The sequence below is a fragment of the Saccharopolyspora indica genome, from assembly GCF_027853965.1.
Lineage (GTDB): Bacteria > Actinomycetota > Actinomycetes > Mycobacteriales > Pseudonocardiaceae > Saccharopolyspora > Saccharopolyspora indica.
This window is the reverse complement of record NZ_JAQGLB010000018.1, coordinates 1-12,777: the sequence shown is the minus strand read 5'-3', so window position 1 is coordinate 12,777 and position 12,777 is coordinate 1. Positions and strand designations below refer to the sequence as shown.

9 protein-coding genes are annotated in these 12,777 nt (G+C 71.1%); 6 read left to right on the top strand and 3 right to left on the bottom strand.

What is annotated here, in order from left to right; translation table 11 throughout:
* Positions 1–65: 65 nt before the first annotated feature.
* The 3 genes from OU416_RS30160 to OU416_RS30150 all read right to left on the bottom strand — a co-directional run bounded on the left by OU416_RS30160 (position 66) and on the right by OU416_RS30150 (position 3,103).
* On the bottom strand, positions 66–872 hold the full coding sequence (locus OU416_RS30160) for a hypothetical protein (protein WP_270930438.1): 807 nt from the start codon (positions 870–872) through the stop codon (positions 66–68).
* Positions 873–1,209: 337 nt separating this feature from the next.
* Positions 1,210–1,950, bottom strand: a complete 741-nt coding sequence (locus tag OU416_RS30155) for a class I SAM-dependent methyltransferase (RefSeq protein WP_270930437.1) — start codon at positions 1,948–1,950, stop codon at positions 1,210–1,212.
* A 52-nt stretch (positions 1,951–2,002) separates the two neighbouring features.
* Positions 2,003–3,103 carry a lytic transglycosylase domain-containing protein gene (locus tag OU416_RS30150; RefSeq protein ID WP_270930436.1) on the bottom strand — a complete coding sequence of 367 codons (1,101 nt, stop codon included), beginning with the start codon at positions 3,101–3,103 and terminating at the stop codon, positions 2,003–2,005.
* A gap of 367 nt (positions 3,104–3,470) precedes the next feature.
* Between OU416_RS30150 and OU416_RS30145 the strand changes: the two genes are divergently transcribed.
* The 6 genes from OU416_RS30145 to OU416_RS30120 all read left to right on the top strand — a co-directional run bounded on the left by OU416_RS30145 (position 3,471) and on the right by OU416_RS30120 (position 12,724).
* Positions 3,471–6,494 carry an amidohydrolase family protein gene (locus tag OU416_RS30145; RefSeq protein WP_270930435.1) on the top strand — a complete coding sequence of 1,008 codons (3,024 nt, stop codon included), beginning with the start codon at positions 3,471–3,473 and terminating at the stop codon, positions 6,492–6,494.
* A 227-nt stretch (positions 6,495–6,721) separates the two neighbouring features.
* Positions 6,722–8,020: an MFS transporter gene (locus OU416_RS30140; protein ID WP_270930434.1), complete on the top strand. Its 1,299-nt coding sequence runs from the start codon at positions 6,722–6,724 to the stop codon at positions 8,018–8,020.
* A 10-nt stretch (positions 8,021–8,030) separates the two neighbouring features.
* Positions 8,031–8,636: a hypothetical protein gene (locus OU416_RS30135; protein ID WP_270930433.1), complete on the top strand. Its 606-nt coding sequence runs from the start codon at positions 8,031–8,033 to the stop codon at positions 8,634–8,636.
* A 111-nt stretch (positions 8,637–8,747) separates the two neighbouring features.
* On the top strand, positions 8,748–9,881 hold the full coding sequence (locus OU416_RS30130) for a thiolase family protein (protein ID WP_270930432.1): 1,134 nt from the start codon (positions 8,748–8,750) through the stop codon (positions 9,879–9,881).
* Between the two features lie 190 nt (positions 9,882–10,071).
* Positions 10,072–11,217: an acyl-CoA dehydrogenase family protein gene (locus OU416_RS30125; protein ID WP_270930431.1), complete on the top strand. Its 1,146-nt coding sequence runs from the start codon at positions 10,072–10,074 to the stop codon at positions 11,215–11,217.
* A gap of 280 nt (positions 11,218–11,497) precedes the next feature.
* On the top strand, positions 11,498–12,724 hold the full coding sequence (locus OU416_RS30120) for a M14 family zinc carboxypeptidase (RefSeq protein WP_270930430.1): 1,227 nt from the start codon (positions 11,498–11,500) through the stop codon (positions 12,722–12,724).
* Positions 12,725–12,777 lie beyond the last annotated feature (53 nt).

Genomic DNA, 12,777 nt, shown 5'->3' with positions numbered 1-12,777 from the left:
TGCGCTTTCGAGGTGGCGTGAAGGGCACCTTTCGCCCGTTAAGTTGGTGAAAGGTGCCCTTCGGCTCATCTGGCACCGGATCGAACCGCGGTCACGGCAGGACGCGGTCGTTGGCACGCAAGTGCATAGGCTCCGCGGAGTTGTTGCAACACGCTGCCCGGATCTTCTCGCAGACTCGTCGGTAGTGTGTGGACCACGATGATCCCCTCGGCCGTCATGGCCGAATGCCGTTGCACCGTGACGTCGTAGCTCGTGGGGGACAGGTGGTAAGCACGTGAGTCGATCTGCCATGCGAGTCCGACTTCGTCGATCCAGCCGTCAGGAACACCGAGCAGTTGACCACGGCGGTCCAGCAGGCGCACGTTCCACTGCATCGGGGGCAGGCCGCTGCGTTCTGCCAGGCGATAAGCCCACCCCTCGGCGACGGAATGCACGTTGGCGAGCATTTCCTCGAGAACGACTCTGCACAATCTGCTTCCTCGGTCCGAACCCGCCTCCAGCTCTTCCCGCAGGGCTTCCGGCTGCACGATCCCGCGTTGGACTGCCTCCGAGAGCAGCGCCCGTACTTCATCGAGCTTGGTGAACCGCCGAGCAGCGTCGAGCACGCTGCGGGTCGGGGGAGCCACGAGGAGTCCTGCTTTCCGAACTGGATCTGGAAGGCGTGTGGTTCTCTCGACGATGACGAAGTTCGTGGAGAGACATCGTCTTCGATGAGGAATCAGGATGTGCACGTCGGTCGTTTCGGGAATCCGGCTGAGGCCGCCGAGCTTGGCCGCACTTATTCCAGTGAGCATCGAATCGGGTCCTGCGTAACGAAGAGCTGCATCGTGGCGTTGCGCGATCGTGAGGTGGCCGGTGGAAAGCTGGATCACGCCAGGCAGGACTCGCCTCCACGGCCCCCCTGGGTCGGTTCGCTTGGAGACCGTTTGTCGAGGCACTCCGAGCTGATCCAGCTCCCGGGCCGTGATGATTCCATTCCGCGCGACCGTGTCCACCGCATCCCAGTCAACGGGTGATCTTCTTGGCATGGTGTCCACCCTGACCACTATCGACGCGAAGGACCAGTAGGTCCCAGGAATCTGTGGAGTAGTGCCCCTTGTGTGGATAACTCGCGTCACTCGAACAGGTGTGAGGTGAAGGGCACCTTTCGCCAAATATGTTGGTGAAAGGTGCCCTTCACCGGGCATCGCCTTCGGTGGTGCGGGGGTGTCAGGTTGGGGTTTCGGCGGAGGTGATGAGGAAGTTGGGGAGGTGGGTGTAGCTTTCGAGGCCTGGGGTTGTGGTTCGGGCGGCCACCGTTGGGTCCAGGCCTGGCTCGGCGATTTCTCGGAGGTGGCCGCCGAGGGCGGTCAGTTCGTTGAGGTAGGCCGAGATCGGGCGGTGGAAGTCGGGTGCGACGGGGCCGGGGATCTCGTACTCCTGCAGGTACCGTCCGGTGCGGTACTCGCCGTGGGCTCGCCAGGTGGTCCAGAGCTGCTCGAACGCCGGGTGGACGATCGCGAACACGAAAAGGCCTCCTGGGCGCAATGATTCGACGCAGGCGCGCATCGCGGGCTTCCAGTCCGGGATCGCCATCAGGACCATGCTGCACACGACCGCGTCGAAGGGGCCGCCGAGATCCGGCAGGCGCGCCAGGTCCGCTTCCACGTAGGTGATGCCCTGCCGCAGGTCGGCTTCCTTGTCGCGGGCGTAGGTGACCATGCTGCTCGCGGGTTCGACGCCCGTGACGTGCGCTCCTCGTTCGGCGAGCATCCGGCTGAAGTAGCCGTTGCCGCACCCCGCGTCCATGATCCGTCGGCCGGACACCTCGCCCAGCAGGCGCAGCAGGACCGGGTTCACCAGGTGGCGCTTGGCGAAATCGCCTTCCTCGGCGGTGGAATCCATCGCCTCGCGCGTGGTGGACGCGTTCCACCGGCCGATCGCGGACTCGTTCGTCCATGCAGACGTCATTGGCCGGAGACTAGCCGCCGCCGAGCGCGTTCCCAAGGAGCCGGATGGCCGATCAGGCTGCGGGTGAGGTCGGTTGCGGGCTGGAGGTCGCCGGGGGCGGTGGTTCCGAGGTCGGTGGTTCCGACGTCGGGGGAGGCTCGCTCGTCGGCGGCTGCGAGGAGGACGGGGGTTCTGACGAGGGCGGTGGTTCCGACGGCGGCGGGGTCGAGCTGGGCGGTGGCGGCGGTGGCGTCGTGGTTCCGGGTGGCGGGGGAGCGGGTGGTCGGCCCGGTGCGGGTGCGGGACGGGGTGGCGGGCCTGCGGGAGGTGGTGCCGCAGCGGCTTGGGGGATGCCGGGCGGGGCTGCTGGCGGGAGCGGGTGGGCGAACGCGAGGAGTTCGGCGTTCGGCGGGATCGTCGTGTCGCCGGCCGTCGGCATGACGCCTCGGGCGTAGGCGTCCGCCCAGGCCAGGACGTTGCGGACGTAGGCCTGGGAGTGGTTGTAGCGGAACACCGCCGCCGCCAGCTGGGTCCGGTCGCGCAGGTCGCCGCCGCCGCTGCAGAGGTACCGGCCCGCGGCCAGGGCCGCGTCGAAGACGTTGTGCGGGTCGCGGATTCCGTCCGCGTTGCCGTCGGCGGCCTGGCTGCGCCAGGTCGACGGGATGAACTGCATCGGGCCGACCGCGCGGTCCCACACCGCATCGCCGTCCAGCGCCGCGCCGTCGGTGTCTCGGATCGCCGCTATCCCCGGGCCGCCGGACAGGCGCGGGCCGAGGATCGGCGAGAGGGTCCGGCCGTCGGCGTCGACCCGGCCGGAGCGCGCGTGGTGCGATTCGATGCGGCCGATCCCGGCCAGCACCGACCAGTGCAGCCCGCAGCCGGGCGTGGTGCCGGCCAAGGTGCGGTCGGCGCGCTGGTAGGCGGCCAGGACGGTGCCGGGGATGCCGAGCGGGCCGGGCGGCACCTGGTCGGCGGGCTCGGAGCGCTCGGACAGGTCCTCCCCGGTGCGCACCTCGTCCAGGAACTCGGGGCTGAGCTGTTCCTCGACGGGCAGCTCGCCGTTGATCGCCACGTCTGGCGGCGGCTGCGGCGCAGCGCGTTCGACGCTGCCCACCAGCGCGTCGCCGCCCAGCGCCAGCGCCGGGACCAGCGCGACCAGCAGGCCGGTCGTCACGGCGGTGAATCGCTCACCGCGGTTGAAATACCCCAAAATCCGCTCACCTCCACCCGGTTCGGCGCTCGACCTTGCCGCACCACCGGCGCGCTGTGAACCACCAGAAGCGGTCGACCGGGCGAACACCGGGCGGCCGGGAGGTTGTGCCGATGGGGCGAATCGACATCGGCCGATCGGCGCAGGAGCCGCTTTCTTCGCGCTGGTCGCGGCGTTGTGCCATCCGGATGACGATCTTTGCCGAGATCGCCGGACCCGCGTTGAATGCGGTGCCATCGCTGCTTTCCCCAGGAGGTGCGTGGTGGATCTGTCCCGGCGAGAGCTCTTCGCACACGGCGGCCGTGCCGCCGCTGGACTCGGTTCCGCGTGGATGTTGACCAGGTTGGCCGGTGAACCGGTCTCCTTCGCCGAGCCGGGAGCCGCGGGTACCCGGCAGGTGGTGATCCGGGAGGCCACCAATGCGGCTGCCGCGGTCTCGCCCGACGGGCGTGCGGTGGTGTTCGACCTGCTCAACATGCTGTGGGTGGTGCCGATGGCCGGTGGTGAGGCGGTCCGCATCACCGAGGTGGTGCAGGAGGCCGGTGAGCCCGACGTCGCACCCGACGGGCGGCGCGTCGTGTGCCAGTCCTACCAGGACGGTCAGTTCCACCTGGCGCTGCTGGGCCTCGACGGCTCCGGGCTCACCTGGCTGACCAGCGGTTCCAGCGATCACCGCGAACCGCGGTTCTCGCCGGACGGCACGCGGATCGCCTTCTCCGGCGAGACCGGCGGCCGGTACGGCATCCGGGTGCTGGATCCGACCACCGGCCGGATCACCGACTGGACCACCGGTGCCGACCAGGAGGCGCACCCGGTCTGGTTCCCCGACGGCTCGGCGATCGCCTTCACCAGGGGCGTGGACAACGCGCCGACGGCCATCGACGCGGTGGACTCGGCGGGCAACCGGCGCACCCTGGTCGAGGTCGCCGAAGGGCAGCTCGCCGGGCCGTCCTTCGCGCCCGACGGGCGGTTCGCATACGTGCACCTGACCACGGACCGGTCGGTGCTGGTGATCGACGGCCGCGAGGTGTCGGGCCCCGACGAGGACGTGTTCCCGTTCGCGCCGCGCTGGCTGTCGGCAGACGAGGTGCTCTACACCGCCGACGGGAAGATCCGCCGCCGCGACCTGTGCACCGGCCAGGTCCAGGACGTGCCCTTCGCCGCGGAGGTCTCGGTGCGGCCCGCGGTGGAGCGCGCGAGCACCCGCGACTTCGACAGCTCCGCACCGCGGCCGGTCAAGGGCCTGGTGGGGCCCGCGCTCTCCCCGGACGGGCAGCAGGTGGCCTGCCAGGCGCTCGGCGGCATCTGGTTGCTGCGGCGCGACGAGGAACCCGAGGAGGTCGTGGTCGACGGCAACTTCAACGGCGCACCGGCCTGGTCGCCGGACGGCCGGACGCTGGTGTTCACCAGCGACCGCAACGGCAGGCTCGACCTGTGGCTGCACGACCTCACCACCGGTGAGCAGCGGCAGCTGACCGATCTCGACGGGGACGAGCGGGCGCCCGCGTTCAGCCCGGACGGGCGCAGCGTCGCCTTCCTCTCCCAGAGCTGGGTGTGCACCGTGGAACTGGCGACCGGGGCGGTGCGCAAGATCATCGGTTCGCTCAACAGGCCCGGCAGGCCGTGCTTCAGCGCCGACGGCAGCAAGCTGGGGCTGGCCGGGTTCGTCCCGGTGACCAGGCGCTACCGGGAGGGCAGCAACCAGGTGCTGACGGTGGACGTGGCCACCGGCGCGGCGGAGTACACGCCGGCGCTGCCGGGCCGGTCGCTGGCCAACCGGATCGACGCGGGCCCGGTGTACTCGCCGGACGGGCGTAGCGCGGCTTTCGTGGTGTCCGGCACCGTCTGGGTGTCCGATGTGGATGATCAGGCGCGGCCGGTGGGCACGCCGCGGCGGATCAGCGAGGAGACCGGGGACTGCCCGAGCTGGGGCGGTGATTCCCGCACCCTGCTCTACCTGTCCAACGGGCGCATCCGGATCGCCGACGTGCGCAGCGGCGCGGTGCGGTCGATGCCCACGCGGCTGACCTGGCGGCCGCGGCGGCCGGACGGCGAGGTCGTGGTCCGGGCCGGAGCGCTGTGGGACGGCGAGCACCGGGAACTGCGCCGCGACGTGGACGTCCTGGTCCGCGGCAACCGGATCGCGGCGGTCGGCAGGGACCTCGCCGCACCGGAGGTGATCGACGCCCGGGACCTGACGGTGCTGCCGGGCCTGATCGCCGCGCACGAGCACCTGCCGTGGCAGGAGAGCAACCGGATCCCGCGGCTGTGGCTGTCCTTCGGCGTCACCTCGGTGCGCTCGCCCGGCTCGGGCCACTACCTCGCGGTGGAGGCCAAGGAGGCGCACGAGTCGGGGCGCAGGCTCGGGCCGCGGCTGTTCGCCGCCGGGGAGATCGTCGACGGCGGCCGGGTGTACTACGACAGCAACCGGCCCGTCACCGACGCCGACGAGCTGCGCCGGGAGCTGGAGCGGGTCGGCGAGCTCGGCCACGACATGGTCAAGACCTACGTCCGCCTGCCGTACTCCCGCCAGCGGGAGGCGATCGAGCAGGCGCACGCCAGCGGCGTGCCGGTGAGCTCGCACTACCTGTACGGACCGGCCGCGCTGGGCGCGGACGCGGTCGAGCACACCGGCGCCACCAGCCGCTACGGCCACCGGCACAAGGAGAGCCACACCGGCCGCGCCTACGCCGACGTGATCGACACCCTGGTGCGGGCGGGCATGACCTCGACGCCGACGCTGGGACTGGCCGGCGCAGCGACCCCGGCGGTCTACCACTACGCGGAGTGGGCGCTGGAGGACCCGCGGCTGAAGGCGTTGCTGCCCGAGGAGATGTACGAGGAGTTCCGCACCGAGGTGGAGGAAGCGGCGGGCCGCTACCCGGAGCTCGAGCTGAGGTACAACGCGCGGCAGGTGGACATCGTGCGCAGGATGGTGGCGGCGGGCGGGAACATCGCCGTCGGCACCGATTCACCTCTGGTGCCGCACGGGATCTTCTACCACCTGAACCTCGACACGATGGCGCGCAACGGGATCGACAACCACGACGTCCTGCGCGCGGCCACGTCGGGTGGTGCGCGAGTGCTCGGCATGAGCGAGCAGCTGGGCACGGTCGCCGCGGGCAAGCTCGCGGATCTCGCCTTCGTGCAGGGCGATCCGCTGGCCGACATCAACGCCGTCGCCCAGGTCCGCCAGGTGATGCTCGACGGGGTCCTGCACACCGTCGAGGAGCTGATCGGCGAGCCAGCCGCGAAGCCTCCGGCACGACCGGCGCACACCGTCCGAACCCTCCCGGAGCAGCAGGGGTACTGGTGGCACGGCGCGGAGTACACCTCCGGCCACGCCTGCTGCTGAGAGCGGCGCGTCCGCTCCACTCGTGCGCTGACATGACAGCGTTCGATGGGGCTCTTCTTGTGTTTCGTTCTGCGCAACAAGTTGGGAGGTGGTGGTTTTCGGTTCCCGCGGGTGTCCATAGTGGTGGGCTATCGGTGCGTTCGCGCGTTGCTCTTTGACGGTGTGATCCGGGTCTCGTTCAATGGGCGGGCAGTCGCCTCTCCCGGACTTTCCCGAAGGGACCGCGCATGTCCGTCGACAGAGTGCACGAAGCCCCGCCCGGTACCGCAGCGCCCGTCCAGCGGCCGGTGATGGCCTGGGTGATCACCGGCATGCTGGTGCTGTTCGTGGTGGTCAACTGGGCCGACAAGACGGTGTTCGGCATCGCCGCGCAGCCGTTGAAGGAGGAGCTCGGGCTGACCTCGGCGCAGGTCGGGTTCATCGGCAGCGCCTTCTTCTTCCTGTTCAGCATCGCCGGGCTGACCGTCGGCTTCATCGGCAACCGGGTCCGGACCAAGTGGGTGCTGTTCACGCTGGCCGCGCTGTGGTCGCTGACCATGGTGCCGGTGCTCGTCTCGGCCAGCTTCGCCACCTTGCTGATCAGCCGGATCGGGCTCGGCGCGGCGGAAGGGCCCTCGGGCGCGCTGGCCGCCGCCGGGGCCTTCGAGTGGTTCCCGAAGGAGAAGCGCAGCTTCCCGGCGGCGTGGCTGTCCTCCGGCGCGTCGATCGCCAAGATCGCCATCGCCCCGCTGCTGGCGCTGATCGTGGCGGTGTGGGGCTGGCGGGCGTCGTTCGTCACGCTGGCCGTGGCCGGGGTCGTGTGGGCGCTGGCCTGGGCGCTGATCGGGCGGCAGGGGCCGTACGCGGCGCCGCTGGGGCGCGCGGAATCGGCGCCGGTCGTGAACCGGGTGCCGTTCCGGCGGATCGCGCTGTCGCGCACCTTCCTCGGCTGCGTCGTCGGCACCTTCACCATGTACGGGCTGGTGTCGGTGATCCTGACCTGGCTGCCGTCCTACTTCGAGGTCGGGCTCGGCATCGACCGGTTGCAGGCCGGGGTGATGTTCGGCCTGCCGAGCATCTCGGGCATGACCGCGATGCTGGTGGTCTCCTGGTTCAGCGACCGCGCCGTGGCGCGCGGTTCGAGCGCCCGGGTGCAGCGCGGTCTGGTGCCCGCGGGCGGCCTGCTGGTCGGAGGTGCGCTGCTCGCGCTGCTGCCGTACCTGGTCTCACCGGTGCTGGCGATCATCGCGGTGGTGGTCGGCTACGGCATCGGGACGGTGGCGCTGCCGCTGGGGACGGCGGCGGTGTCCCAGATCTGCCCGCCCGCCCAGCAGTCCGGAACGCTGGGCGTCTTCCTGGCGCTGCAGTCGTCGTCGGGGCTGATCGCTCCGGCGCTGACCGGCTGGCTGGTGGACGTCGCGCCGACGCCGAGCGAGGGCTTCGCCCTGGCCTTCCAGGTCTTCGGCCTGGCGGCCGTGGTCGGCGGCCTGATCACCGCGCTGCTGGTCGACCCCGACCGCGACGCCCGCCGTATCCTCGGGGCGTGAGAGACGCGCTGTGATCGTCGTCGTCGAGGGCCCGAGCGCCGCGGGCAAGACCACGTGGTGCCGCCGCCACTTCCCCGGTCACGTCGTCGGCGAGTACCAACCGACCGGACGCGAGCCGGTCGGCGATCCGGCGGCGCAGGCGAGCTACTGGAGCGCGGTCAACGCCGGGCGGTGGGCAGCCGCGCTCGACCAGGAGCGGGCGACGGGCCTCGCGGTGTGCGACAGCGATCCGCTCAAGCTGCACTACAGCTGGTGCCTCGCCGCGATCGGCGAAGGCCCGGCCGCCCGGTTCGGAGCGGAGGCAGCGGCGGCCCGGGCAGCGGTGGCCGAGAAGCGGCTGGGGCTGGCCGATCTGGTCCTGGTGACGCTGCCGCCGCTGCCGGTGCTGCGGCGGCGGCGAGCCGGTGATCCCACCCGCCGGCGCCGTCACTTCGACCTCCACGCGCGGTTGTCGGAGCCCCTCGAACAGTGGTACCGCGCCTGGGCGGCGGTGAGCCCGGGCCGGGTCGTCTGGCAGCTGCCAGACGCCGAGCTCCCGCAGCCAGGTGCCCGGCCGGACCGCTACGACCTCGCGGCCTTCGACGGCCTGCTCGACGCGCTGCCGCCGCTCCCGTAGCGGTGCATAGGCGTGGCCTATCCGAGCGTTCTGGGTCTGATCTTTGCCCGGGGGCGGCCTCCGGTGGTTCATTCGAATCCTGGCCCGCCGGTTTCCGGACAGGAGATGCAGATGAGGGACGCAGTCATCGTCGAGGCCGTGCGCACGCCGGTCGGCAAGCGCAACGGTGCGCTGGCCGGGATCCATCCCGCGGACCTGTCCGCCCGGGTGCTCAACGCGCTGGTGGAGCGCGCCGGGATCGAACCGGCCGACGTCGACGACGTGGTGTGGGGCTGCGTGAGCCAGGCGGGGGAGCAGGCGGGCAACATCGCGCGGACCTCGGTGCTGGCCGCTGGCTGGCCCGAATCGGTGCCCGCCACCTCGGTGGACCGGCAGTGCGGCTCCAGCCAGCAGGCCGTGCACGCCGCCGCAGCCGGGGTCGTCGCGGGCTACTACGACATCGCCGTGGCGGGCGGCGTGGAGTCGATGAGCCGGGTGCCGATGGGATTCGCCCGCCAGGGCGTGGACAGGGTGCTGCCCGGCTCGGTGCTGGAGCGCTACGGCGTGCGGGGCTTCAACCAGGGCATCGGCGCGGAGATGGTGGCCGAGAAGTGGGGCTTCTCCCGGCAGCAGCTCGACGAGTACTCGCTGTCCTCGCACGCGAAGGCCGCCGCGGCCATCGACTCCGGCGCGTTCGACGGGCAGCTGGTGGAGCTGCCGGAGCTGCGCACCGACGAGGGCGTGCGGCGCGGCGGCAGCCTGGAGTCGCTGGGCAAGCTCAAGACGGCGTTCCGCGAGGACGGCGTCATCACCGCGGGCAACGCCTCGCAGATCTCCGACGGCAGCGGCGCACTGCTCATCACCACCAGCGACATCTCCCGCGAACGCGGCCTGCGGCCGATCGCGCGGGTGCACACCGCGGTGCTGGCCGGTGATGACCCGGTGATGATGCTGTCCGCGCCGTGGCCCGCCACGCACAAGGCGCTGCGCAAGGCCGGGCTCGGCATCGGCGACATCGGCGCGTTCGAGGTCAACGAGGCGTTCGCGCCGGTGCCGCTGGCCTGGCTGGCCGAGACCGGTGCGGACCCGGCCCGCCTCAACCCGCTCGGTGGCGCGATCGCCGTCGGTCACCCGCTGGGCGGCTCCGGCGCGGTCCTGATGACCCGCCTGGTGCACCACATGCGGGACAACGGCGTCCGCTACGGCCTCCAGACGATGTGCGAGGGCGGCGGCATGGCCAACGCCACCATCCTCGAACTCCTCTGAGACGAGCCGTGCCGGAGGCGGGGCGCGAGGGGTTGCCCGGCTGCCGGTCGGGTGGGTGGTCCGTGAGTGTTTTGGGGCGTCATAGCACCCCAAAACGCTCACGGACCCCCTGCCCAGCGGAACGGGGCGATCCCAGGCCGGGCACGCACGGAGCCGTGTTCACCGCAGGTGAGAGGAGTGGGAGGAACGGATGCGCAGCACTGCTTATGGGGCCGAGCACCAGGCGTTCCGGGAGGTGGTCCGGGAGTTCCTGGCCAAGGAGGTCGTGCCGCACTTCGCCGACTGGGAGAAGGCCGGGCTGGTGCCGCGGGAGCTGTTCCGCAAGGCCGGTGCGGTCGGGATGCTCGGGCTGCAGGTGCCCGAGGAGTACGGCGGCGGCGGGACGAGCAGCTTCAAGTTCAACGCCGTCATCACCGAGGAGACCGCTCGCGCCGGTGTTTCGCTGGGCGGGTCCAAAGTGCACACCGATGTGGTGGTGCCCTACTTCATCTCGCTGTGCGACGCCGAGCAGAAGCAGCGCTGGCTGCCGGGCCTGGCCAGCGGTGAGCTGATGAGCTCCATCGCCATGACCGAGCCCGGCACCGGATCGGACCTGGCGGGCATGGCCACCACCGCCACCCGCGACGGCGACCACTACGTGCTCAACGGCGCCAAGACGTTCATCACCGGTGGTCACAACGCGGACCTGGTGATCGTGGTGGCCCGCACCGGGCGGGGCGAAGATCGGCGCGACGGTCTGTCGCTGCTGGTCGTGGAGCGCGACATGCCCGGGTTCAGCCGGGGCCGCAACCTGGAGAAGCTCGGCCTCAAGGCGCAGGACACCGCGGAGCTGTTCTTCGACGAGGTGCGGGTCCCGGCGGCGAACCTGCTCGGGGAGGAGGGCCGCGCCTTCCAGCACCTGGGCGCGAACCTGCCCCAGGAGCGGCTGGGCATCGCGGTGTCCGGGCAGGCCGCGGCGGAAGCGGCGCTGCGCATGACGCTGGACTACGTGCGCGAGCGCGAGGTCTTCGGCAAGCCGGTGGGCAGCTTCCAGAACAGCAAGTTCGAGCTGGCCGGGTGCGCGGTGCAGATCGAGGCGGGGCGGGCGCTGCTGGACCGCGCGCTCGACGAGCACGACGCCGGGGAGCTCTCGGCGGCCGACGCGGCGAAGGTCAAGGTGTACTGCACCGAGCTCCAGTCCACAGTGGTCGACCGGTGCCTGCAGCTGCACGGCGGCTACGGCTACATCATGGAGTACCCGATCGCCCGCATGTACGCCGACGCGCGCGTCACCCGCATCTTCGGCGGCACGACCGAGGTGATGAAGACGATCATCGCCAAGGACCTCGGTCTCTGACGGACCCTCGGAGCGCCCCGAACCGGCTCGCGGGGCGCTCCGCGCGAGCGACTGGACCGGAAAATCCGTTCGTTCCGGGAGATTGACTCCGCAATGACGCGAACTTAGAGTCCTCAGCTGTGATCCCGGCCGATCAGGCGGTTCCGGGAACCGGCCCGTGCCAGGACGATCCGCGCCCTGGGCATTCTCGGCAGTGCGATGTGCTCGGAAACGCGGCGGGATCGGTGCGCCGGGATTCCGGGCTCCGCAGCGTGCGATCCGCGAACGGAGATGTAGGACTGTGAGTCGAATTCCGCGTTGGAGAACGTCATTCGCCCTGGTCGCCGTCGGCTCGGCGGCGATGGCCGGAATCGCCGCACCGGTGCAGGCGGCACCGCCGGAGGGGCCCGGGCAGTGCAAGACCTTCGACGATCCGCAGTGGAGCGGCTGGACCGATCACGCTGAGCTCGGGAAAGCGCTGCGGGACATCGAGAGCACCTCGGCAGGCCGGGTCCGCGTGCAGCAGGTCGGCGCCAGCAAGCAGGGCCGGGAGCTGTGGTCCGCGCGCGTCGGGACCGGCCCGCGAGTGCTGATGGTGCAGAGCGCGATCCACGGCAACGAGCGGACCGGCACCGAGGCGCTGCTCGGCATCCTGAAGGACCTCGGCACCAGCCGGGACGCCGCGACCGAGCAGCTGCTGTCGTCGATCACCCTGGTGGCGCTGCCGATGGTCAACCCCGACGGCGGCGAGCTGAACCGGCGCATGAACGTCGTGCCGTGGGACCAGGTGGTGGCCGACCACCCGCAGCTCGCCGGTGCCCCGACGGCCTGGTACCACAGCCCGAACGGCGACGGGATCGACCAGCCGGGCTTCGACCTGAACCGCGACTTCAACCCGGACCTGGACTACGTGCCGCGGCCCGAGGACCTGCCCGGCCGGCAGGTCGACGCGGGGTTCTTCCTGTCGCCGGAATCGCGGACCATCCGGGACACCTACCTGGCGCTGCGCGCGGAGTTCGGCGCGGTCGACGCGGTGGTGGACCTGCACCACATGGGGCCGTGCGGGCGCACCACGGGCGGGCCGCAGGACGGCAAGCTCATCTCGGTGGCGCTGGACTACCCGCCGCTCGGCGTCAACGACGGTGCGGCGTACCAGGAGCAGTACCCGCTGCTCGACCAGGACAAGTCCCGCCGCTACGCGCTGTCGGTGGCGCGCGGCATCCAGGCCGCCTACGGCTCGCAGTCGCCGCTGGTCGGGGTGGGCCGCTACCTGCACCCGCAGGAGCGCGAGTACGCGGGCCAGGGCCGGTCGGCGTTCGCGCTGAACGGATCGGCGACCGTGCTGTTCGAAGTCCGCGGTCAGCAGGACGACCTCGGGCAGAAGCAGAAGGGCATGCTCATCCAGTCGGTGCGGACCGGAGTCGAATCGCTGATCGCGGCGATGGCCTCCGGTGAGGTGGACCGCCTCAACGGCGACGAGTTCTTCGCGCTGCCGGACTACGGCTGGGACACCACCGCGACGGACTGATCCCGCGTGGAGGTCGTGAGCGCGCCTGCGTAGGGCGCACGCCCGGGGTGGGG

What these genes read in the sequence shown, in the direction of transcription:
- OU416_RS30155 (WP_270930437.1), bottom strand. Translation starts at nt 1,950, where the DNA reads ATGACGTCTGCATGGACGAACGAGTCCGCGATCGGCCGGTGGAACGCG.
- OU416_RS30145 (WP_270930435.1), top strand. Translation starts at nt 3,471, where the DNA reads ATGTTGACCAGGTTGGCCGGTGAACCGGTCTCCTTCGCCGAGCCGGGA.
- OU416_RS30140 (WP_270930434.1), top strand. Translation starts at nt 6,722, where the DNA reads ATGTCCGTCGACAGAGTGCACGAAGCCCCGCCCGGTACCGCAGCGCCC.
- OU416_RS30130 (WP_270930432.1), top strand. Translation starts at nt 8,748, where the DNA reads ATGAGGGACGCAGTCATCGTCGAGGCCGTGCGCACGCCGGTCGGCAAG.
- OU416_RS30125 (WP_270930431.1), top strand. Translation starts at nt 10,072, where the DNA reads ATGCGCAGCACTGCTTATGGGGCCGAGCACCAGGCGTTCCGGGAGGTG.